We start from the raw sequence: 20,381 nt of genomic DNA, 5'->3' as shown, positions 1-20,381 counted from the left end.
TCAATAATTTACAAGACAATCTTAGCTTGCTTGTTAGTAGCAAAGTATACGTATTAAAAAGCCATTCTTTTAGCTCATATATGTGAGGATTTTTCACCTCAGGAAAATAAACTTCTGAGTATAATTCAAGGCTACAGAAGATTTACTTTAAAGCTAAATTGAAATGGAATAGTTTTTTTGACAGATAAGATAAGTCATTAGCACTTCTCTTATTTTTTATTTAATTAAAATTCAGGGAGCCATGAAAAATCCTAATCAAAATTTGAGTTCAAAATTCTCAGAACACGATGGTGAAAAATTAAAAACACTTTTTGTCGATGGTTTAAAAGACCTGTATTGGGCAGAAAGCCATCTGGTAAAAGCTTTACCCAGAATGTCAAAGGCAGCAACGTCAGAAGACCTGAAAATGGCCTTTAATACACATCATGCCGAAACCGAAAAACACATTAACCGCCTGGAAAGAGTTTTTGAAATTATCGGCGAAAAAATTCAATCAAAGAAATGCCCGGCTATGGAAGGGCTATTACAGGAAGGTGATGAAATTGTTGAATCTACCGAGACCCGAAGCTTTGTCAGAGATTGCGGTTTAATTATGGCAGCACAAAAGGTTGAACATTATGAAATTGCCTCTTATGGCACTTTACGTAATATCGCCCGGATTCTGGGTCATTTTGAGGTAGCAGAAATTTTGCAGACAACCTTAGACGAAGAGGGAGAAGCAGACCATAAATTAACAGAGCTGGCAGAAGCGCATATCAACGAAGAAGCGGCTTTAGAATAGAGCAATTGCAATTATTGAGTCATTGTATACCAAGAACGCCTTATGATTGCTCATAAGGCGTTCTTGTGAGTTTCAGACACAATATATTTCCTATCATCTATCAAACTTAAAAATATCCTCACCAATATTCTTTTTCCCAATAAGCTTATCTCTAATCATTTCAGCAGCCAATTGACTGAACACAATCCCATTACCACCAAAACCTAAGGCGAAGTAAGTATTCGGATGCTCTGGTACTTCGCCAATATAAGGCAATCCATCTTTTGTTTCAGCGAAAGTACCGGCCCACCGGAAATCTCTCCGAAAATCTAAGTCAGGGAATTTTTTCTCAAATGCTTTTTCAAGTTGCATTGCCTTCTTTTCAGTTAGCTTATCTCTTTTATCAGGATTATAGAAAGGCTCGTCTTTGCCTCCGATTAATATACGATTATCGTCAGTAGTCCGCATATAAAGATAAGGTCGGGCAGTTTCCCAAATCAGGCAGTTTTCATACCATAAATTTCTGGTTTCGAACGGCTCACTGACAATAGCAAAAGAAGAATTGAAATCAACAACTTTTTTAGAAAGATAGTCCTGCGACTCATAACCACAGGCAATAATTACCTTTTTCGCCTTGACAATATCTCCAAAATTGGTTTTGAGCTCAACTCCTGTTTTGTGTTGGTTTATCTCAGTTACTTCTGTCATGTCAAATACTTTCAGCCCATTTTCTATGGAAGTCATTAATAATTCATGCGTTAAAAGATAGGCATCAATCTGAGCTCCCGTTTCTGATAATAGTCCTGCCGGCGCTGAAAAGGGGAATAATCTATCAATATCCTGACTTGAGAGCATTTCTAAGTCAATCCCGATATTCTTTCTTAGTTGGTATTCAGATTTGATTTCTTTGACATCTTTTTTGGTTGAGGCATAATAAAAACTTTTCCGGGACGAATAACCCACGTCACTTTTTAAAGATTTAGCAATCTTTTCAATTTTGCCGATAGCCTCCACACATAGTAAATAACTCTGATTGGCTTTTTCTATGCCTACAAATCTGGAGAGTTCACCTAAGGGTGTATCAATTTCATATTGTAGCAATGCGGTGCTGGCACAAGTGCTGCCCATACCAATCTTGCGTTTGTCTAATAAAATGGATGGAATTCCTTCTTTGGTCAAATGATAAGCAATTAAGGCACCAGTGATGCCTCCACCTATAATGGCAATGTCTGTAGAATAAGATTGCTTGATGGAAAGATACGAGCGAACAATACCGCTTTTCATCAACCAAAATGGTGATTCAGTTCTTAAATCCATGCAGTTGTGTAAAAAATCAAATCGTAGTTGTTAAGCGCTACTTAATATACAAAAGCTAAATCGAATGCTTCCTGAGTTGTTTCAAATGATTTACGAAGGCTTGACATATATTTTCCTATCGTGCTCATCAGGTCAGGAAACATCAATAATTGACTTAGTGCTGAAGCATAGGCTTTTTCAGCAAATTTATCTCCTAATTGGCAGGATAGAGCAACCGTCCGAGGATTAGTTGAGCTTGCTGCCATTGTAAAATAAAACTGAGATTGATGGATTTTCTCATTCTCGACTTTAGTCGATCTCGTTCTCTCAAAATTGGTACTTTCAATCGAACGATTAATGTATTCTGTCAAATCAATCGTTTCATTAATTTTAACCTGAAAATACTTTTTCGAATTTCCGTTCTTAATCATGTCAACAGCCTTCTGATAGCCTTTTACCCTAACCGCATTTATTTCGCACAGTTGCTTCAGGCTTCTCATCGCTTCTTCGTTTAACTTGTCCATGGGTGCAAAAGGTTTGATTTGGGAGTAAATTTGGAAGATTTTATACTTTATAAAAATGTAAAAAATCATTCCATAGCATGACTGGGGGCATATTTAAGATTCTTGAGTATTATATTACTCAGTGCTTTGTTGCCATTGTTACCCACCAATTTTAGCTATATTAAGATTTGATTAAATCTAGCTACGTGGAATACATTTTTTGTTTTCTGAACTTTCCACACAAAACCGTAAAATAATGAAAAACGAAGAAAAGAAAACCCAGGAAGAAATTCGTGAAATGGTAAAAGATATAAAATTTGCGATGCTCTGTACAAGTCATAAAAACGGTTATGTGCATAGTCGGCCCATGGGAACACAAAGAATGGATAAAGACGGAAGTATATGGTTTCTGAGTGCGAAGGATTCAGAGAAAATTCATGATATAAAGGCGAATCCAAAAGTTTGTGTATGTTATGCTGAACCTTCAGATAATACATATGTCTGTGTAATGGGAGAAGCGGAACAAGTAGTCGATCAAAAGAAAATTGATGAATATTGGACACCCTTTGCCAAAGCATGGTTTCCCGAAGGTAAAGATGATCCGAATTTAACCTTAATTAAGGTAACTCCACATGAAGCAGAATATTGGGATAGTAATTCGAGTAAAATTGTCGTGGGCATCAAGATGTTAAGCACAATAGTTACAGGAAAAGAATATGTAGAGGAAGGTGAACATGGCACTGTAAAATTCTGATTTCAAAAATAAGGCTGAGTAAGAAAACTTACTCAGCCTTATTTTTTGATAGTTATTTAACTTTATCTCTTCTTTCTTTCAGTTCTCTCCAGGTCGTAAGAATGATTCCATTATCTTGAATATATTTCTTCAATGCCGGATCAATCATTGCTAATAAGTCTCCTCTCCTATTATTACCAGAGTCTGAGATATGCTCAAAAACTTCCGTTGTAGCGGTACAATGCATAATGACCATTGTTACACCAGGCTGCAAATCCTTGAAAGATTCGATGTATTTATCAGTTTTATATTTTTGCAAAACCTCATCCGTCACTTTCTGATTTCTATATTGGTTCCAGTCATAACTGATATTATGTAAATCGTCTAATACGGGCAAGCCAGCCGCCCATAATTGTTTACCAATAGCTTGCGCTTGCTCCAATTTAAGACCAGTCGTACCGATTTCTTTCATAATCATATGGTCATGGCCTCCCGGAAACATTACTGGAATTTTCTGTTCCATCCCCACTTTCAAATATCTTTCTAAATAATCGGCTCTGGCAAATAAGGTTCCCATGTGAGAATCCATATGAGTAGGTTCAAAACCCATCGTGCGAGCTCTATCCAGTTGACTTCTGATTTCTTTTTCAATATCGTCAGCCGTCGCGTGTGTGGCTGTGCTTTGAACATTTCTCCACATCGCTCCTTCTTCATCAACAAGATTTGGCACATTGGTTTTACCCGCTAATGGCCCCCAGCGATAATCTTTCCACTCTGAAGTAAGTGTTAAGTGTAAGCCAGCATCCGTTTGTGGATGATTTTTAAAATAATGTACAAATCCCGGTACCCAAGGACAAGGCATCATAACACTCAGCGAGGTTGCCACACCTTCTTCAATAGCCTTAATGGCTCCTATGTTTGAGTCATACGACATTCCTACGTCATCAACATGCATAATAATGACTTTAGCTCCCTTTGGATAACCTAATTTCTCGGCATAAGTAGGGTTCTGTGCAGTTACATGGAATGTGAGTAAAATTCCTGTGAGGATAGTTAAAATGGTTTTCATTATAGATAATTTAAACTAGAGGTTGGTTTGGAAAATTTAGTTACTTAGCGATTAAACTATTTTTTGCTTTGTAGATTTTAACAGATGTAGTTATACTATTTAGTGAATGCCTCTAATACTTTCTTTACAAGTCCATCTGTACTATTATTCAGTATCCAACGGCTGACAATGACTAATTCATGATCAGGGTCAACAAAGACTATGTTTGTACCATTGCCGATATGACAAAAAACATTTGCATTGGCACTGGGAAATAGTTTTTTATCAGTGTTCAGAAACCAGTTCATATATCCATAAGTTGGCTCGGCTGTTGTGGGAGTTAATGCTTGTTTTACCCAGTTTTCTGATAGAATTTGTTGACCATTCCAACGGCCTCTGTTTAATGTGAGTAAGCCAAATCGGGCCATATCATAGGCGTTGATAAACATACCACCGCCCCAATGCCCACCACCACTGACCGATTGCACGGCTTGCCCATCAAGCACTATCCATGAGTTTCGATAGCCAGTCCACCGCCAGGTGTTTGAAGCCCCTATTTTATCCATAATATTTTCTTTCAAAACCTGTGGCAAGGGTTTGCGCCATACGCTTAAAGCCGCTAGAGAAAGTACATTGACCCGGACATCATTATATTCATATACTGCACCCGGATTATTTCTTGGTCGGTTGAGCCACTGACTAGCATCTTTATCTGGTCTATCTGCCCAATCAGGCTTACCCCAGAGTGTACCTTCCCAATCGCTGGTTTGTCTTAAGAGTGCATCCCAGGTAATGGTTTTATTATGGGGAGTATTAAATAGCTGCAATAATTCTGGTTTACCAAAATCATCTGCTGAACGGTTGACAGGCTCACCATATAACTCAATAGGCGGTATATAATTGGCAGCTGTATCATGCACACTTTTGATCAATCCTCTATCTATTGCGAGACCGACTACACTTGAAAGGAAACTTTTAGTTACACTATGGGTCATGTCACATTTTTTGGGTTCTCCCCATTGCGCTACAATATATCCTTTATAAATAATCAAACCCGTTGGCTCTCCTCGTTCAGCAAAAGGCCCGACCCCACCACCAAAAGGTTCTTTACCAAAACTCTGATAATGCGAAATCTCCATATTTCGGGAATTCTTAGACTCATTGGCTATGGCAAAGCTAATTGCCTCATCAATTTTTGCGGCGTTTAAACCCATCTCAGCAGGCTTTTTTTGTTGCCACTCATTGTATGGGGGGAAATAAGGCTCAGTAGTTTTCTTTTGTGCGTAGATATTGCCCAATATTAAAAGGCTTAAAGCGATTGGTAGGTATTTCATTGATGATTTCATTATGAGGTTTACAAGTGGAAGAGAAAATGTAACAAGTAAAAACATAAAAAAGTGATTTTACTTTCTCCATTTTCCTTATTCCCCTCTCCTTTTAATAGTATTATTTTTGAAATAGACTTTAGTAGCATCTACTTCTTTATCGGCATAAATATATCGCCCATTTTTCTTTATTTCGAAGTAATTATTCAATACTTTAATTCCTTTAAAATGTGTTCCTGATAAACGAACACCACAAGGAGCTCCATTGATAACATTCCTGGAGTTTACATAGCATTTGTTATTGCTCACTTCGCAATTGGCTACCTCGTTTTCTTCGTCTTGTCCCCAGAATGTAATACTCCCGTAGTTATTTTTAAGACCATCATTCCTGCTGATATTATTGATAATTTTATTGTTGCTGAACTTCAGCGGACAATTAAATTGGGCCAATAAATAACCTGCACCTTCATTATCATGAGAATAGCAATTACGGATGACGCAAGTAGTTGCCCCTCCATCAATATCAAACCCTCCTCCATCCTTTGTCATCCCTGCATGATTATGATGTGATTCTGAGTTTTGAATAATCCCACTTTTACACATCCAAAGCCAGATACCAACGGGACCACCGCCTGTACAACGATTATCTGCTCCATTTTCATAGGCTTCGCAATGTTCAATTATCAAACCATCAATACCGGCCATTACAATTCCATTGCCTGAGTGGTTTTGTGTTTTAGCAAGAATCCCTCTATTATTGAAAGCCTTATTATGTGCGAGATAAAAGTTTTTATGCGGAATAGCTGGATATTTAAATAAAGAACCAATACCAGCTTCACCGTTTTCATGGGCAATTGTATGGGTTATTCTGACATTTCTATAGCCGGAGGTATCACTCTTATCTCCTATAATTAATATGCCATATTTATGAAACCCTTTCACCTCACAACTATCAACTTCAATGAAACTGAGTGATTTAGACGCAAAATCAGAATAGAACTCAATGCCATTCTGTTTGTTTTTTCCAATTCCATCACCATGAAAAGACAGTTTTGAAACTTTTATACCCTCACAATTATGAGCAAAAAATCCTCTTCCTTCACCAGCTTCAATTATGGCAGGCTTGCTACCAAAACTACTGATTATAATAGGATTTCTGGCAGTTCCATTATCAAGACTATCCAGTTGAATATTTCCGCTATATGAGCTTCCCCCTTTAAATAATACCATATCTCCTGCTTTCAGAATAGTATGATTTACCTTTTCAATAGTCTTCCATGCAGTTTTTATGCTTAAGCCATCATTACTATCATTCCCGTTTGGACTTATATAATAAACCTTTGTCTTGGATTGAAAATTAAATACTGAAAACAAAAGAATAAGGTATGTCCACAGATTCATATTAACTACTTTTTAGTATGCTCAAGGTCGTAGTGTTTTTTTAGAATATCCTCTCCGAAATCATTCGTTAAATCACGGGTGACAGTATGGATATGATTCGCATTATTCTGGGTATTATCATATTCAATCAGAATTACCTCATTCTGAATCCTATAATATTGACCATTACTTTCTCCTGCTTTCTTGCCACCAGCCCAGACAAATCTTAATTGATTCAAGCCGGCTTTTTCTATTTTTTGCATCAATTCGTTTGAGAAACCTAACGGATAGTTTTTTATATAGATGCTTAGCAATCGTAAAAATATTTTTTGTTGGGCAGCATTCATGTCTGCAAATGAGATACCTTCTTTAGCCAGGTCACTTACTTTGCGCTTATTGCTAGTAATAATCTCACCCGGAGCAGTTTCCGAAATAATTACTTTCTGTAATTGTTCAGGAGTAAATGAATTGAGTAATTCAAAACCAAGATTATACTCATCTTTTAAAATCTGATAGCCTTTCTTTTCTCCGCTGGGTACAATGCCCGGATTACTACCAAAGAATAAGGGCGTAGCTGATACAATTTTACCTGATTCAGAAGAGAAATTTAACGAGAGGTGATGTCCTTCAATACGCCAACCCCAGAGTTTCTTTTCATCAGGTGTTCCGAAAATGGTAAAGTAATATTTCACAGGGCTACGATAATCGCTTTCGGGTGGTGCTTTTTCGAGTTCTTTCAGTATAATTTCTAATTGAATGATAGCAATTGCTTTCTCTTGTCCTTGTTGACTCAAAGTAGCTTTCAGCAGATTCATAGCGCCCTCTTTTTGCTTATCATCCATTTCTCTGAGCATCAGCCCCTTTCTGACTTTGGGTACAAAATACCAATTCATACGTTCATCAGCATCATAGGGATAATTTATCTTCTGAAGTTGGGTATTATCCAATAGCTTCAAGAAGTCGGAGGCGGCACTTACGATGAGTTTATTGGCTGTATTTTGTGCAAATGCAGCTACACAATAAACCCATAGCATACACATGGTAAGCAGAGTTTTCATAGTAAAAGGCTTATAGATTGAATATTATACCAAGTAAATTCTATTTACTATAAAAAACAAATTAAATTGCAGCGATGAGACTAACACCATCGCACCTAATATCATGAACATCGGTTTATACGTTGCTGCACTTATTTTTATTCTGGCAGGAATTACTCATTTCATTAAAGAAAGAGCTTTTATCAAAATAATGCCTCCTTATATTCCCTATCATAAATTGATGGTCTTGATAAGTGGCGTAGCAGAGATTGTGCTTGGTCTTGGTTTACTTTTCAATCTTACAAGAGTCCATGCAGCATGGGGATTAATTTTACTCCTGATTGCTGTTTTTCCGGCTAATTTATACATGGCTACCTCAGGCAAATTTTATAAGATTCCATCTATTTTACTTTGGCTAAGGCTGCCATTACAACTAGTATTAATCTGGTGGGTGTATCAATACACTAAATAAAACTATTCGGACATCATTTTCAATAAAACCCCGTTAGTCCAGCCAAAACCGTCCTGATTGGGGTATTCTCCTCCACCGGCCTCCAGATTTTCATCATAGACATTATATTTTTCTGTCATTTTTCCTGTTTCCTTGTATACCTTCAGGTTTAGGTCAACCCATCTGATTTTAATTTTATTAGCTAAATCATTAAAACCATAATTTTTTAAGCCCTTATATACTATCCATTGCAAAGGAGCCCACCCATTAGGCGCATCCCATTGCTGACCTGTAAAAGCTAAAGTAGTTAATAAACCTCCAGTTTTTAAAAACTTGTTTTCCAGATTTTGTGCTACAATTGCGGCTTGTTCCTGATTTGCTATTGAAAAGAAAAGTGGGAAGGTAGCTGCTAATGTTTCATATTCCTTCTGCTTATTTTCAATAAAATCATAATCAAAGTAAAATCCTTTTTCTTCCTTCCAGCAATATTTCTGAATAGCTTCTCTTCGATTTTGAGCCAAGGTCTTATATCTTTTCGCAGTTACAGTACTTTTCTGAGAAGCATATACCTCTGCAATTGTTTCCTCAAGATGAACCAATAAGCAATTTAAATCAATTGGAATAATATCAGTGGTATGAATACTATCAAAAGCCTCAGGATTTTTAAACCATCGGCTGCTAAAATCCCAACCTGATTCCGCAGCGGCTCTTAAATGTCTATAGAGTTCTTCCGGTTTTTGTTTAGAATGTTCGGCCAGTTCAAAGTCTTCTTTGTATGCCTCCGGTCTTGGGGTATTATTACTATCCCAATAACGATTTAATACAGAGCCATCAGGCATTTTTATCACTCTCTTGTTCGCTTTTGTATCTCCCTTTAACAAGCGTTTGCCCTCCATCCAGAACTCATATTCTTTTTCCATATAAGGCAAATAATCAACCAGCACCTGTGATCCCTTTTCTTCACTTAATAATTTTAGTATTAAAGCATAAAAAGGCGGTTGAGAGCGACCCACATAGTAGACCCGGTTAGCATTGGGAATATGGCCTATTTTATAAATCAGATAAGAAAAATTATTAACCATGGCCTGAATCATATCCACTTTACCAGATACCTGCAAGCCTAACATTGTAAAATAACTATCCCAATAATAAACTTCTCCGAAGCGACCACCCGGCACTATATACGGATTTGGCAGTGGAATCAACGACGATTTTTCATTATGAGGTTCACGAGTCAATACAGACCATAATTCTTCTATATGTTCGGTGGCAGATTTACTTTTATCACTGCTATAAGAGGTTTCATAATCATTAGGCAAATCAAAGTTATTAAGCACAAAAGTCTTCAGGTCAAAATCTGACAAGTTCTTTTGCTCAGCATAACGGATTTTGATTTCCTGCAAACTCTCTTCATTATTAATGCCTTTGGGAGTACAATCCGGAAAAGTCTTATTGTCCGGGAATACCCTTGCCAATTGTACATCTTCAAAAAGCTCTCCTAACTCGTGAATATATTTAATCGTTTGTCGCATTTGATTTTAACTCTACTCAATGTCCTCCTTTGGCATTGAATTCTATATTTTTACCAGTTTTTTTTTGAAAACTATTTAACAAGACTAAGCACCCAATTAAAATAAGCATCGGTATCAAAGAAAAATAGAATGCTTTACTACCTCCTATACTTTTGAAAAGGTAACCTACTAAACGTGAACCTATTGTTCCACCTATTGCAGAAAAAAAAGTAAGCAATGATGCCATTGGGCTATGAAATACTTTTTCGGTAGCGCTTAATACAATCGAATTTACCAATGGATAAATTGGTGCTAAAAAGAAGCCAATTAATGGAAACACATAAGCAATCACTGGTACATCTGCCAATGAATTGATTGTTTTTACTTCCAGATTATTCGTCTGCGGTAAAACCAAAATAACCATCAAAGCCGCCCCTATCAGACAAGCTAATAAGATAGTTAACCAATATATTTTCTTAATTAATATAGATGACAGAAATCTTCCTCCGGCAATCGATAACATCAGAATTACGGCCATGAATACGCTTGTTCTTTCAGGAAGGTGTAATACTTTTTCGTTAAATGTAGGCAACCAACTCATAATTCCCTGCTCTGTCATTACATACATAAAGGCAGCTATTGCAAATACTGCTACCATCGGGCGTTTTAATAAGCTAATCATTTGTTTAAAATCATCAGCTACATTACTTCCCGGAATTTCATAATTCAGCGTGCTGAAATCTGAAGTCATTAAGAATAGAAAGGAAATGGCTATCAATGCGGCTACTACCAGATAAACTCTTAACCAGGCATCAGGATCAGTATCGCTATAAAACAGAGGAAAAGACACAAACGCCACCGCAATACCGACCATAAAGAAGCTTTCGATAGAACTTAAGATACTTTTATGTTCTTTATCATCACTGGCTACTAGTCCGACCAATGAATAAACAGATACTTTAATTACTGCGAAAGAGATACCAACACAAGCAAATAAAATTCTGACAGCCGTAAACGAATTTCCAAAATACATGCCAATACAGCCAACAAAAACCAGTACCAAAGCTATTAACATTCCTTTTTTATAGCCTAATCTTGGCAGAAAAGAACCAACTAAAAAAGAGACAAAGGCAATTGACAAATCTTTAAATGCCTCAAGCGAGCTGGCAGCTACTTCGTCTACATGATAAGTATTAATTGATTTCTGAATCAATATACCTACGCTATTCAATAAAATGGCAAAAACGAAATAATTAAGATACAATGACAGTTTGATTTTCCAGTTTTTCATAGTGTATTCGGGATAGGGCGGGGTTAAATAATGTCTAATTATTGAATATACTTTAAATCTCATCAATTTGAGATTTGGTGCTCAAAAAAAAACGAGCATACTGCCCGTTTTTTATTCATCATACGTTGACGTATTTTCTAAAACAAAACTAAATGTATTATTTAACGTGTTACAAAATTCATTGTTTTCAATGAGAAAAAATATCCTCATATTCATTAGTTTTAGTGCTATATTATTATTTTTATGAAAATTTTAATTATTCTTATCTTAATATAGTGAAAACCCCTTTTGAAAAGATTCAACCCGACGAAGGAAGTTCGTTCAGACTGCTACATTTAAAGATTTCCTCAAATATTTTCCCTTGGAATTACCATTATCATCCCGAGTATGAAATGGTATTTGTACATTACGGTACCGGAAGAAGACACGTGGGTAATCATTTAAGTTATTATGAAGACGGAGATTTAGTGCTGATTGGCTCAAATCTACCTCATGCCGGCTTTGGATATGATGCTTTGGATGAACATGAAGAAACAGTTATTCAGTTTAAAGAGGACTTTTTAGGTGAAAATTTCTTCGATAAACCAGAAATGACAAATATCAAAGCACTTTTCGAGCGCTCACAACATGGCATTCACTTTTTTGGAAACACCAAAAAGATTGTAGGCAATCGCTTGAAGAAAATGCCGCAACTCTCTCACTTCGGACGGATGATTGAATTATTATCAATTTTTCAGATTCTGGCCAATTCTGAAGAGTATATATTATTGAATGTGGCTGATACTCGCTATGATTTTAACCAAAAAGATCAGGCTCGAATCAAACGTATTTATGAATATGTAGAACAATCATATAGCGCACCAATCAATATTAAACAAGTAGCAGATATTGCCCATTTAACAGTACCATCATTCTGTAATTATTTCAAAAAAGTCATGAACATGACTTACACCGATTTTGTGAATGAATACCGTATCAATCAGGCCTGTAAGTTGCTCATGACCGAAAAAAGTATTACTGATGTATGTTTTGAATGTGGGTTTTCGAATGTCTCCTATTTCAGTAAGGTTTTTAAACAGATAAAAGGCAAAAGCCCTATGCAGTTTAAAAACCTTGTATTGAGGAAGAAATAGCACGATAAGAAAATCCCTTAAACTGACATTTCGCCACAAATATCTTTTTCCAGATTAAATTTCACTCGCTCGAAAGAATCATCTTTTCCGAATAAATACATCATTTTGGTGATGGCGGCTTCAGTAGTTATATCAGAGCCGCTGATTACACCTATTTCCTGCAATTTGCGGCTTGTTTGGTACGTACCTTGTAATACCCTGCCCCCATCACATTGTGAAACATTATAAATAACAATACCTTTGTCAATCGCTTGTTTTATTTCTTCTAAAAACCAACTCTCGGAAGGAGCATTCCCGGCACCATAAGTTTCCATAACTATTCCCTTCAATCCTTTCGTATTAAATATATTACGAATCAGATTCTGCTGAATACCAGGAAAAAGTTTAAGTATCATTACATTATCATCCATCTGCTCATGCAGCTGTAAAGGCAAATCTGTTCTATATGGTCGAATAAATGGGAAATTATAATCAATAGTAACCCCTACTTCTGCCAGATTAGGATAGTTTTCTGACCTGAACGCATTAAACTGGCTACTCTCTTTTTTCTTGGCTCTATTACCACGTAACAGATATGAATTAAAATAAATAGCCACTTCCGGCACAACAGGTCTACCATTTATCCGGGCGGATGCTATCTCCAGTGCCGTTATCAAATTTTCACGGGCATCAGTGCGAGCTATACCTATGGGTAGTTGTGCACCGGTTAAAATTACAGGCTTACTCAAGTTTTCTAGTAGAAAACTCAAGGCCGACGCAGTGTAGGCCATTGTATCTGTACCATGCAGAATAACAAAGGCATCGAATTCTTCAAAATTATCATATACAATCCGGGCAATTTCTACCCAATTTGTAGGAGTCATGTTTGAAGAGTCGATGGGCTTATCTAAGGTAAGAATAGTGAGTTCAAATTCAACTCGATGTAGTTCTGGTACATTGGTAAGTATCTCATTAAAGTTAAAAGGCACCAAGCTTTTGCTTTTTGAGTCGTATACCATACCCAATGTTCCTCCGGTATAAATCATTAAAACAGAGGTGGCACGATTATTTTTTATTGATGAAGTAGTAATTTTTGAAGTTTTATAAGACATAAAAAAGTTTTTTTTCGCAAAAATACAAGGTTTGATTTGAGCTTAAATACTGATTTTTTTAAAATATTATATGCAAGCTACCTAAATCGCAACTTAATTTTTAGGAAAAAACATTTTTTTAAGTAAAAATACTCAAAACTGAGCCAAATTTTTAAGTTTTTACAATTCTAAAATATAACTATTCAAAGATTTATTTTCACTTTTTTTGAATTTTATTTTAAATATTACGTTATATTTGAAAAGCAACAAACGAAAACACAATAAAAGGACGGAGATATGAATTTGCAATCGACATTAAGAATAATTGCTGACGAGGTAGAAATTATAGACTGCTTGGTAGACAACAGAGAAATGTTCAAAACATTTGACACCAATAAAACTGCTGCATTTTTAGTCGGAGAAGATTTTCACCTGGTATTTTATTTAGCCGACAATGAGCCTGAAAATCGTTTCCTGATGTATATCGTAGAAGATTTTTCAGTGAATGAAGACTGTATGGCTTTTGTGGTGAAACAGATTGAGGAACAAATACAACAAAACCGCAATGTTTATATAATGAAACAGGCCCGTAACAAAGTATTAGATATGCTTTACATGACTGATACTTTCAGAGCCTTGTTCGGTAAAAAGGATGTAAAACAAGCAGACGAATATTACTATTAATTATTCAATTTCGTCCAGAAACATTCTATACGCACGTTTTAGCTCATCATAAGCTTTCATATTCTGCTTTTGGTGAGCTATTTCTATTCCGTTCTTATACACTTCTTCAGCTTTCTCCCATTGCTCCATTTCAAAATATAAAGCTGCTGCATGATAATACGTCGGCACGTAATCAGGGTGTTCATCCAATAGCTTTTCTAAGTAGACTAACGCCTTTCCCGGATTGCTATTCATATACTCCATAGCTACCCCATAAATATTAAAAGGATCGTTCGGTTCTTCATCCAGATACTGCAATAAAATTTTTAATCTTTCCTCTTGCATACTATTTCTCTTTAATTTAGATTTGCAATTGTTATGCATGCATAACAATTTTCCTAGCCTTACTGTTTGCTCTAGTGGCAAAAATAGGCAATAATACTCTTAGGTTCATTATATTAATAATGCTTTTTAGAAAACCCCTAAAAGCATCTATTCTATAAAAAACTCCCCTTTAGGGGTACGGGGGCAAAATACTATGAAAATACTAGTCTGCATTTCGAGTGTGCCTGATACAACTTCTAAAATCAGTTTTACTGATGGAGACTCTAAGTTGAATAAGGCAGGAGTACAATACATCATCGGACCCTACGATGATTACGCGCTGGCAAGAGCCGTAGAATTAAAAGAAAAATCTGGTGCAAGTATCACAGTATTAAATGTAGGCGAAGCAGATGCGGAGCCACAAATCCGTAAAGCTTTAGCTATTGGCGCAGATGATGCCATCAGAGTCGATACTGAACCAACTGACTCATATTTTGTAGCAGAGCAAATCGCTGCCGTAGCAAAAGAAGGTAATTATGACCTGATTTTGATGGGCAGAGAAACAAGTGATTATAATTCTGGTGTGGTACATGGTATTGTGGGCGAGATTTTAGGAATTCCGTCATTCTCTCCGGTTATGCAATTAGATATTGAGGGTGGTGTGGCAAAAATGACTCGTGAAATTGAAGGTGGCAAAGAAATATTGGAAGCTCCTCTCCCACTAGTATTAGGATGTCAGGAACCAATTGCCGAGTGGAAAATCCCGAATATGCGTGGTATTATGACTGCACGTACTAAACCTTTGAAAGTAATTCCTGCCTCAGGAGAAGCCTTGACTTCAACTGACAAATACAGCTTACCTCCGGCCAAAGGTGCCTGCAAAATGATTCCTGCTGATGAGGCCGAAAAGCTGATCGAGTTATTACATAAAGAGGCAAAAGTACTATAATTCACATTATTCATTTCAGAAAAGACATTTAATCATGGCTATATTAGTTTTTACAGAGATTGCTGATGGTGCAATCAAAAAGTCATCATTGGAAGCCATTTATTATGGCGCTCAGGTGGCAGAAAAATTAGGTACGTCAGTTACAGCTTTGGCTATTGGCAAAGCTGATAAGGCGGAGCTGGCTATTGCGGGTCATTATGGGGCAGGCAAAGTATTGCACGCAAACGATTCTAAATTGGAAACCCCAAATAGTATGGCTTATGCCAAAGTTTTGGTTGAAGCAGCCAATGCTACTGGTGCCAAAGTAATTATTACGGCGAAATCATCTCTAGCCGATGCAGTAACTGCGCGCGCTGCCGGCACTTTAAAAGCTGCAGTTGTGGGCAATGTAGTTGAGCTACCAGATTTATCAAATGGATTTAAAGTAAAAAGAAGCATTTTTACGGGCAAAGCCTTTGCCGATGTAAATGTAACCAGCGATATAAAAGTATTAGCTATCAAGAAAAATGTAGTAAGCCCTGTGGAAGGAAGCAATGCCGCATCTGTAGAAGCCTTTACTCCTGCTTTAGCTGACAACTTATTTACTGCTAAAGTTACTGAAACAGTAAAAGCTACTGGAACCGTTTCATTACCGGAAGCTGACCTTGTTGTTTCTGGGGGACGTGGGATGAAAGGCCCAGAACACTGGCAACCATTATTAGATTTAGCAGATGCATTAGGAGCAGCAACAGCCTGTTCAAAACCTGTTTCTGATTTAGATTGGAGACCGCATCATGAACACGTTGGTCAAACAGGTGTCAAAGTTTCTCCAAACCTATATATCGCATGTGGTATTTCAGGAGCAATTCAACATTTAGCAGGTGTGAATTCATCAAAAGTGATAGTTGTAATCAATAAAGATGCTGATGCCCCATTTTTCAAAGCTGCTGATTATGGCATTGTAGGAGATGTTTTTGAAGTATTGCCAAAATTGACAAAAGCAGTAAAAGAATTGAAATAAATATAAAATAAAAATACTAAAGGCCTTAGAGACTACCGATCTCTAAGGCCTTTTCGGTTTTAGATACAATAATAAATGTCTTTGTTCGCTAGACTTCAAGATAGAATTGACGTATACGGTGCTTTGAATAAAATAAAAAACCTTTTGATCTTTAATTTATGCTTAAAGTTGAGAGTTTTTATGTTTTTTTGGAAACCAAAACAAACGTTTTAAAGTTAAACCCTGTGTACTAAACATTCACAAGACATTTTTATCGTTTAGATTAAAAGACCAATTAAGAAATACTTATATTTGCAACGTGGAAAAAATAAAACTCGAAATATTAGGTCTATCTCCAAGCCAATCACAAACTGGCTCATTTGCGTTAGTACTGGCAGAAGAATTTGGTAATCGCCGATTACCAATTATTATTGGTATGTTTGAAGCCCAGGCTATCGCTATTGAAATGGAGCGCATTACCCCGAATCGTCCAATGACTCACGACTTGTTTAAATCATTTGCCCGTGCATTTGATTTTACAGTTGAAGAAATACTAATTTCAGATTTAAGGGAAGGTATCTTCTACGCCAAAGTTGTTTGCACTGATGGTATCCGTCAAAAATCTATTGATGCCCGTCCGTCAGATGCTGTAGCTATTGGTTTACGCTTTCAGGTACCTATTTATACAACCAATCAGATTTTATCTGATGCAGGCATAACAGCTCAGGATGCAACAACAGCCGATGAGCCTCAGGAATTGGTATCTTCTTCGACACGCCCTCAAAAAGTATCAAAAGATACTTTAAAAGACTTAAATCTGGAAGAATTGAACAATTTATTGAATCAGGCATTAGCGAACGAAGAGTACGAGAAAGCTGCTAAAATCAGAGATGAAATTGGAAAGAGAAATTAACTGAAAAATTTATAACATTAATTATTAAGCCATTTGTACGCACAAATGGCTTTTTTATTTTTGCTAATCCACTATTTACTTTGCGAAATTGTTAATTTCTTCAAAAAACGGCTCAAAACGCCAAAATATAGATACTTTGCTGTATCACTTTCAAAATATCCTATATCTTTGCGAATATCTCCCAGTTCCCCTTTTCAAACAATTAACTATTAATCATTATAAATCCTTATTATTTATGTTTTCTTATCTAAAAAAGAAATTTGAAAAGTATAAAATTAAAAGAACTTTTAAGGAATATGGCTACAAGGTAGAAGTATATGATCTACCTGAATTTGGCAAAGTAAGTTTTGCTAAATGGGAAAATCCACTCGAAGCTGAAAAACATATTACCCAAGGGCAAGTAGATTTTTATAAGAAAATATTAAAAAAAGGAGACTTTATTATTGATATTGGCACACATATCGGGGATTCAACAATTCCAATGGCTTTGGCTGTAGGTAAAGAGGGAACGGTATTAGGGTTTGACCCTAATCCATATGTTTATAAGGTTTTAGAAAAAAATGCATCGCTGAATAAAGAATTAACAAATATTATTCCTCTCCCATATGCCATTACGACATATGAAGGGGATTTTTTCTATAGCTCATCTGAAGCCACCTATAATAATGGTGGGATAGCTGAAACCCAACAAAACAGACATGGGAAATACGGGTTGAACGAGAAAGTGAAAGGTGTAAACCTCGAGCATTTTGTCAATGAAAATTATAAAGATAAAATCTCGAAACTTTCATTAATAAAAATTGACACAGAGGGCTATGATACTGAAATTCTAAAATCTATTTTGCCTTTTGTGAAAAGCACCAAGCCTAATCTGATTTTTGAATGTTTTCCTAAATTAAGTAAATCTGATAGATATTTCCTTTATGATTTAGTAGCTGATTTAGGTTATGATTTATATTATGTAGAAGCTTTTGATGCTACAACTAAAAAACAACTCATAACCCGTGAGAATATGACCGATTGGAAACATTTTGATATTTTGGCAATTCCAAAAAATTAATGTCGCCTTATAGCCGGGTATATTGATAAGTAAGTTTTTTATTTATATCTTACCCCTTCAATATACCCTAACTAAACAATATAACAATTTATAATGCTTCGAGTACTTCGTAACTTTTTGCCAATACCCAATAATGACCCTAATCCTTTTTTTAGGTACATTTCTTATATAGATATTTTTGGAATTTTTGAGAGAGATCCATTTGGCAACTGGTTAATTTTAAAGCGTCTGATAATTCTAATAGCAGGTTGGCCAACTTATTGGCGCATTGCTGTAGCCAATCAATTAAAAGTTGAAGGAGCTGAAAAAATAGCTCGCCTACCTAATCAGAATGTATATTTCATATCAAATCATCAGACTTACTTCGCCGATGTTATTACCTTTTACCATATCTTTTGTTCAGTAAAATGGGGATTTGGCAATAGAGTTATACCTGTTTCATTATTTGCACCAAGGGCTAGGATATTTTATGTAGCGGCTAGCGAAACAATGAAAGAAGGAATCATTCCTCGAATTTTCAGTTTGGCCGGTGCTATTCTGGTTGAACGTTCATGGAGAGCTCAAGGACAAAATGTAAAACGTGAGCTGGACACCTCGGCCGGGACCAATGTTTCTAAGGGGCTTAAATTTGGTTGGGTTGTGAGTTTTCCGCAAGGCACAACAAGTCCATATGCTCCTATTCGTAAGGGAACAGCACATATTATTAAAGATTCCAATCCGATTGTAGTTCCAGTAGTAATTAATGGATTCCGAAGGGCTTTTAATAAGACAGGGTTGGCTTACAAAAAGCGTAATACTGAATTAAGGGTAAAATTTAAAGACCCAATTCATTTTGCTCCGGAAGCAACTGTTGAAGAGATTACAGAAGTAATTAAGAATATTATTGAGCAGGATATGCCTGAAAGAATTGCCCGATGGAGGGGCGAGGCTTCTGATTCTGTTAAAAATCATTAAATTTCTCCATATTTCTACTACATTTTTTATCTTTGCCCAAAATTACGACACCGTATAGGTTTGTTTTAAATAGATTTACAATGCCCAAACGAAAATTAGGTAGTTTTCCGAGCCTATTGATTATCATCAGCTTATCAACTGCTTTATTTCTGATTGCTTTTACAGGTTGGATTGCTCTGACCTCTAAACAATTGGTTAGTTATGTAAAGCAGAATATAGAGGTTCAGGTCTATTTAGACAAATCACTTACACAAATTCAGCAGGATTCTGTTCGTAATATTATTGCAAAGAAAGCCTATGTGGCTTATGCAGACAATGTTCCACAAATAAAATTCATTTCGAAAGAAAGTACAGCAAAACGAGTACTGAAAGATATCAATGAAGATTATAGCTCAGTATTAGGTGAAAATCCTTATAGAGATGCTTTCAGTCTTAGGATTCGTGAAAGTTATTTGAGTGAACTGAATCTGGAGATTATTAAAGCGGACCTGGAGCAAGTAACAGGTGTTTTTGAAGCAGACTATGCCAAAGATTTTGTAGATAGTATTAACAAAAATGCCTATAAGGCTTTCCTGATAATTGCTTCGGTAATTGTTGTACTATTGGTTGCCATTTTCTTATTAATTAATAATACAATCAGATTAGCCCTTTATTCTCAAAGGTTAATTATCAGAAGTATGCAATTAGTAGGTGCCACGGATTGGTTTATTCAAAAACCATTTATTGGCAGAGGAATCTGGCAAGGATTTGTATCTGGTGTTATTGCCATAGGATTATTCTTGGGGGTTCAACAAATAGCAGTTAATAAAATTGAAGATCTTGTCATATTACAAGATTATATTAAAATAGCCTTTTTGTGTGGCGGTGTGGTATTACTAGGTGTCTTAATTAGTGTTTTAAGTACCTTTCAATCAATGCACCGTTATTTAAGAACACCTCTTGAAGATTTATACTAAATGAACCTATTGAAAGGCTGCCGTAGAGTTAATTTATAGATTCAA

General features: G+C 36.1%; 21 protein-coding genes. 11 read left to right on the top strand and 10 right to left on the bottom strand.

The genetic code is table 11. The features are described 5' to 3' along the window. Positions 1–241 precede the first annotated feature (241 nt). Positions 242–781 (top strand): YciE/YciF ferroxidase family protein, encoded by a 540-nt coding sequence (locus ACYVFA_RS15690; protein ID WP_460472790.1) that lies wholly within the window; start codon positions 242–244, stop codon positions 779–781. A 93-nt stretch (positions 782–874) separates the two neighbouring features. Here the strand turns inward: ACYVFA_RS15690 and ACYVFA_RS15685 are convergent, their stop codons facing one another. Both ACYVFA_RS15685 and ACYVFA_RS15680 read right to left on the bottom strand, forming a co-directional pair. Beyond that, positions 875–2,077 (bottom strand): NAD(P)/FAD-dependent oxidoreductase, encoded by a 1,203-nt coding sequence (locus ACYVFA_RS15685; RefSeq protein ID WP_460472789.1) that lies wholly within the window; start codon positions 2,075–2,077, stop codon positions 875–877. A gap of 41 nt (positions 2,078–2,118) precedes the next feature. After that, a complete protein-coding gene (locus ACYVFA_RS15680; RefSeq protein ID WP_460472788.1) occupies positions 2,119–2,580 on the bottom strand; it encodes a hypothetical protein in 462 nt (153 codons plus the stop codon). Positions 2,581–2,815: 235 nt separating this feature from the next. On the opposite strand from ACYVFA_RS15680, the gene ACYVFA_RS15675 reads away from it, so the two are divergent. Next, entirely contained in the window at positions 2,816–3,313 is a 498-nt protein-coding gene (locus tag ACYVFA_RS15675; protein WP_460472787.1) for a pyridoxamine 5'-phosphate oxidase family protein, read from the top strand. A gap of 52 nt (positions 3,314–3,365) precedes the next feature. On the opposite strand, the gene ACYVFA_RS15670 is transcribed toward ACYVFA_RS15675, so the two are convergent. From ACYVFA_RS15670 to ACYVFA_RS15655, 4 genes are all read right to left on the bottom strand, one after another. Continuing rightward, the gene (locus ACYVFA_RS15670; RefSeq protein WP_460472786.1) at positions 3,366–4,361 is read right to left on the bottom strand and encodes a polysaccharide deacetylase family protein; all 996 of its coding nucleotides are present in this window, start codon (positions 4,359–4,361) and stop codon (positions 3,366–3,368) included. 95 nt (positions 4,362–4,456) lie between these two features. Continuing rightward, positions 4,457–5,674, bottom strand: coding sequence for a serine hydrolase domain-containing protein (locus tag ACYVFA_RS15665; RefSeq protein ID WP_460472785.1), 1,218 nt, complete (start codon positions 5,672–5,674; stop codon positions 4,457–4,459). 87 nt (positions 5,675–5,761) lie between these two features. Beyond that, positions 5,762–7,066 (bottom strand): right-handed parallel beta-helix repeat-containing protein, encoded by a 1,305-nt coding sequence (locus tag ACYVFA_RS15660; protein WP_460472784.1) that lies wholly within the window; start codon positions 7,064–7,066, stop codon positions 5,762–5,764. Positions 7,067–7,071: 5 nt separating this feature from the next. Then, a complete protein-coding gene (locus ACYVFA_RS15655; RefSeq protein ID WP_460472783.1) occupies positions 7,072–8,103 on the bottom strand; it encodes a DUF3500 domain-containing protein in 1,032 nt (343 codons plus the stop codon). Positions 8,104–8,203: 100 nt separating this feature from the next. Between ACYVFA_RS15655 and ACYVFA_RS15650 the strand changes: the two genes are divergently transcribed. Then, a complete protein-coding gene (locus tag ACYVFA_RS15650; protein ID WP_460472816.1) occupies positions 8,204–8,554 on the top strand; it encodes a DoxX family protein in 351 nt (116 codons plus the stop codon). Between the two features lie 2 nt (positions 8,555–8,556). Here the strand turns inward: ACYVFA_RS15650 and treF are convergent, their stop codons facing one another. Together treF and ACYVFA_RS15640 are read right to left on the bottom strand one after the other, a co-directional pair. Then, positions 8,557–10,065: an alpha,alpha-trehalase TreF gene (treF, locus tag ACYVFA_RS15645; protein WP_460472782.1), complete on the bottom strand. Its 1,509-nt coding sequence runs from the start codon at positions 10,063–10,065 to the stop codon at positions 8,557–8,559. A gap of 16 nt (positions 10,066–10,081) precedes the next feature. Further along, positions 10,082–11,335 (bottom strand): MFS transporter, encoded by a 1,254-nt coding sequence (locus tag ACYVFA_RS15640; protein ID WP_460472781.1) that lies wholly within the window; start codon positions 11,333–11,335, stop codon positions 10,082–10,084. A 275-nt stretch (positions 11,336–11,610) separates the two neighbouring features. Between ACYVFA_RS15640 and ACYVFA_RS15635 the strand changes: the two genes are divergently transcribed. Then, the gene (locus tag ACYVFA_RS15635) at positions 11,611–12,468 is read left to right on the top strand and encodes an AraC family transcriptional regulator (protein WP_460472780.1); all 858 of its coding nucleotides are present in this window, start codon (positions 11,611–11,613) and stop codon (positions 12,466–12,468) included. A gap of 17 nt (positions 12,469–12,485) precedes the next feature. Here ACYVFA_RS15635 and ACYVFA_RS15630 read toward each other — a convergent pair whose 3' ends face one another. Beyond that, positions 12,486–13,559 carry an asparaginase gene (locus tag ACYVFA_RS15630; RefSeq protein WP_460472779.1) on the bottom strand — a complete coding sequence of 358 codons (1,074 nt, stop codon included), beginning with the start codon at positions 13,557–13,559 and terminating at the stop codon, positions 12,486–12,488. Between the two features lie 276 nt (positions 13,560–13,835). On the opposite strand from ACYVFA_RS15630, the gene ACYVFA_RS15625 reads away from it, so the two are divergent. Continuing rightward, positions 13,836–14,222: a hypothetical protein gene (locus ACYVFA_RS15625; protein WP_460472778.1), complete on the top strand. Its 387-nt coding sequence runs from the start codon at positions 13,836–13,838 to the stop codon at positions 14,220–14,222. Here the strand turns inward: ACYVFA_RS15625 and ACYVFA_RS15620 are convergent, their stop codons facing one another. Continuing rightward, positions 14,223–14,546 (bottom strand): tetratricopeptide repeat protein, encoded by a 324-nt coding sequence (locus ACYVFA_RS15620; RefSeq protein WP_460472777.1) that lies wholly within the window; start codon positions 14,544–14,546, stop codon positions 14,223–14,225. A gap of 193 nt (positions 14,547–14,739) precedes the next feature. On the opposite strand from ACYVFA_RS15620, the gene ACYVFA_RS15615 reads away from it, so the two are divergent. The 6 genes from ACYVFA_RS15615 (at position 14,740) to ACYVFA_RS15590 (ending at position 20,336) form a co-directional block, all read left to right on the top strand. Further along, positions 14,740–15,474 carry an electron transfer flavoprotein subunit beta/FixA family protein gene (locus tag ACYVFA_RS15615; RefSeq protein WP_460472776.1) on the top strand — a complete coding sequence of 245 codons (735 nt, stop codon included), beginning with the start codon at positions 14,740–14,742 and terminating at the stop codon, positions 15,472–15,474. Between the two features lie 34 nt (positions 15,475–15,508). Next, positions 15,509–16,474: an electron transfer flavoprotein subunit alpha/FixB family protein gene (locus ACYVFA_RS15610; protein ID WP_460472775.1), complete on the top strand. Its 966-nt coding sequence runs from the start codon at positions 15,509–15,511 to the stop codon at positions 16,472–16,474. A gap of 298 nt (positions 16,475–16,772) precedes the next feature. Beyond that, positions 16,773–17,366: a bifunctional nuclease family protein gene (locus ACYVFA_RS15605; protein WP_460472774.1), complete on the top strand. Its 594-nt coding sequence runs from the start codon at positions 16,773–16,775 to the stop codon at positions 17,364–17,366. Positions 17,367–17,601: 235 nt separating this feature from the next. Continuing rightward, positions 17,602–18,426, top strand: a complete 825-nt coding sequence (locus tag ACYVFA_RS15600) for a class I SAM-dependent methyltransferase (protein WP_460472773.1) — start codon at positions 17,602–17,604, stop codon at positions 18,424–18,426. Between the two features lie 93 nt (positions 18,427–18,519). Next, positions 18,520–19,380 (top strand): lysophospholipid acyltransferase family protein, encoded by an 861-nt coding sequence (locus ACYVFA_RS15595; RefSeq protein ID WP_460472772.1) that lies wholly within the window; start codon positions 18,520–18,522, stop codon positions 19,378–19,380. A gap of 80 nt (positions 19,381–19,460) precedes the next feature. Beyond that, complete coding sequence (locus ACYVFA_RS15590) at positions 19,461–20,336, top strand: cell division protein FtsX (protein ID WP_460472771.1); 876 nt, start codon at positions 19,461–19,463, stop codon at positions 20,334–20,336. Positions 20,337–20,381: the final 45 nt, after the last annotated feature.

This window comes from Emticicia fontis (assembly GCF_054779675.1).
This window is presented reverse-complemented; position numbering and strand designations above follow the sequence as displayed.

Bases quoted from the DNA above. Each gene is read 5' to 3' on its own strand.
- ACYVFA_RS15690 (WP_460472790.1), top strand. From the start codon at position 242: ATGAAAAATCCTAATCAAAATTTGAGTTCAAAATTCTCAGAACACGAT.
- ACYVFA_RS15685 (WP_460472789.1), bottom strand. From the start codon at position 2,077: ATGGATTTAAGAACTGAATCACCATTTTGGTTGATGAAAAGCGGTATT.
- ACYVFA_RS15680 (WP_460472788.1), bottom strand. From the start codon at position 2,580: ATGGACAAGTTAAACGAAGAAGCGATGAGAAGCCTGAAGCAACTGTGC.
- ACYVFA_RS15675 (WP_460472787.1), top strand. From the start codon at position 2,816: ATGAAAAACGAAGAAAAGAAAACCCAGGAAGAAATTCGTGAAATGGTA.
- ACYVFA_RS15670 (WP_460472786.1), bottom strand. From the start codon at position 4,361: ATGAAAACCATTTTAACTATCCTCACAGGAATTTTACTCACATTCCAT.
- ACYVFA_RS15665 (WP_460472785.1), bottom strand. From the start codon at position 5,674: ATGAAATACCTACCAATCGCTTTAAGCCTTTTAATATTGGGCAATATC.
- ACYVFA_RS15660 (WP_460472784.1), bottom strand. From the start codon at position 7,066: ATGAATCTGTGGACATACCTTATTCTTTTGTTTTCAGTATTTAATTTT.
- ACYVFA_RS15655 (WP_460472783.1), bottom strand. From the start codon at position 8,103: ATGAAAACTCTGCTTACCATGTGTATGCTATGGGTTTATTGTGTAGCT.
- treF (WP_460472782.1), bottom strand. From the start codon at position 10,065: ATGCGACAAACGATTAAATATATTCACGAGTTAGGAGAGCTTTTTGAA.
- ACYVFA_RS15640 (WP_460472781.1), bottom strand. From the start codon at position 11,335: ATGAAAAACTGGAAAATCAAACTGTCATTGTATCTTAATTATTTCGTT.
- ACYVFA_RS15630 (WP_460472779.1), bottom strand. From the start codon at position 13,559: ATGTCTTATAAAACTTCAAAAATTACTACTTCATCAATAAAAAATAAT.
- ACYVFA_RS15625 (WP_460472778.1), top strand. From the start codon at position 13,836: ATGAATTTGCAATCGACATTAAGAATAATTGCTGACGAGGTAGAAATT.
- ACYVFA_RS15620 (WP_460472777.1), bottom strand. From the start codon at position 14,546: ATGCAAGAGGAAAGATTAAAAATTTTATTGCAGTATCTGGATGAAGAA.
- ACYVFA_RS15615 (WP_460472776.1), top strand. From the start codon at position 14,740: ATGAAAATACTAGTCTGCATTTCGAGTGTGCCTGATACAACTTCTAAA.
- ACYVFA_RS15610 (WP_460472775.1), top strand. From the start codon at position 15,509: ATGGCTATATTAGTTTTTACAGAGATTGCTGATGGTGCAATCAAAAAG.
- ACYVFA_RS15600 (WP_460472773.1), top strand. From the start codon at position 17,602: ATGTTTTCTTATCTAAAAAAGAAATTTGAAAAGTATAAAATTAAAAGA.
- ACYVFA_RS15595 (WP_460472772.1), top strand. From the start codon at position 18,520: ATGCTTCGAGTACTTCGTAACTTTTTGCCAATACCCAATAATGACCCT.
- ACYVFA_RS15590 (WP_460472771.1), top strand. From the start codon at position 19,461: ATGCCCAAACGAAAATTAGGTAGTTTTCCGAGCCTATTGATTATCATC.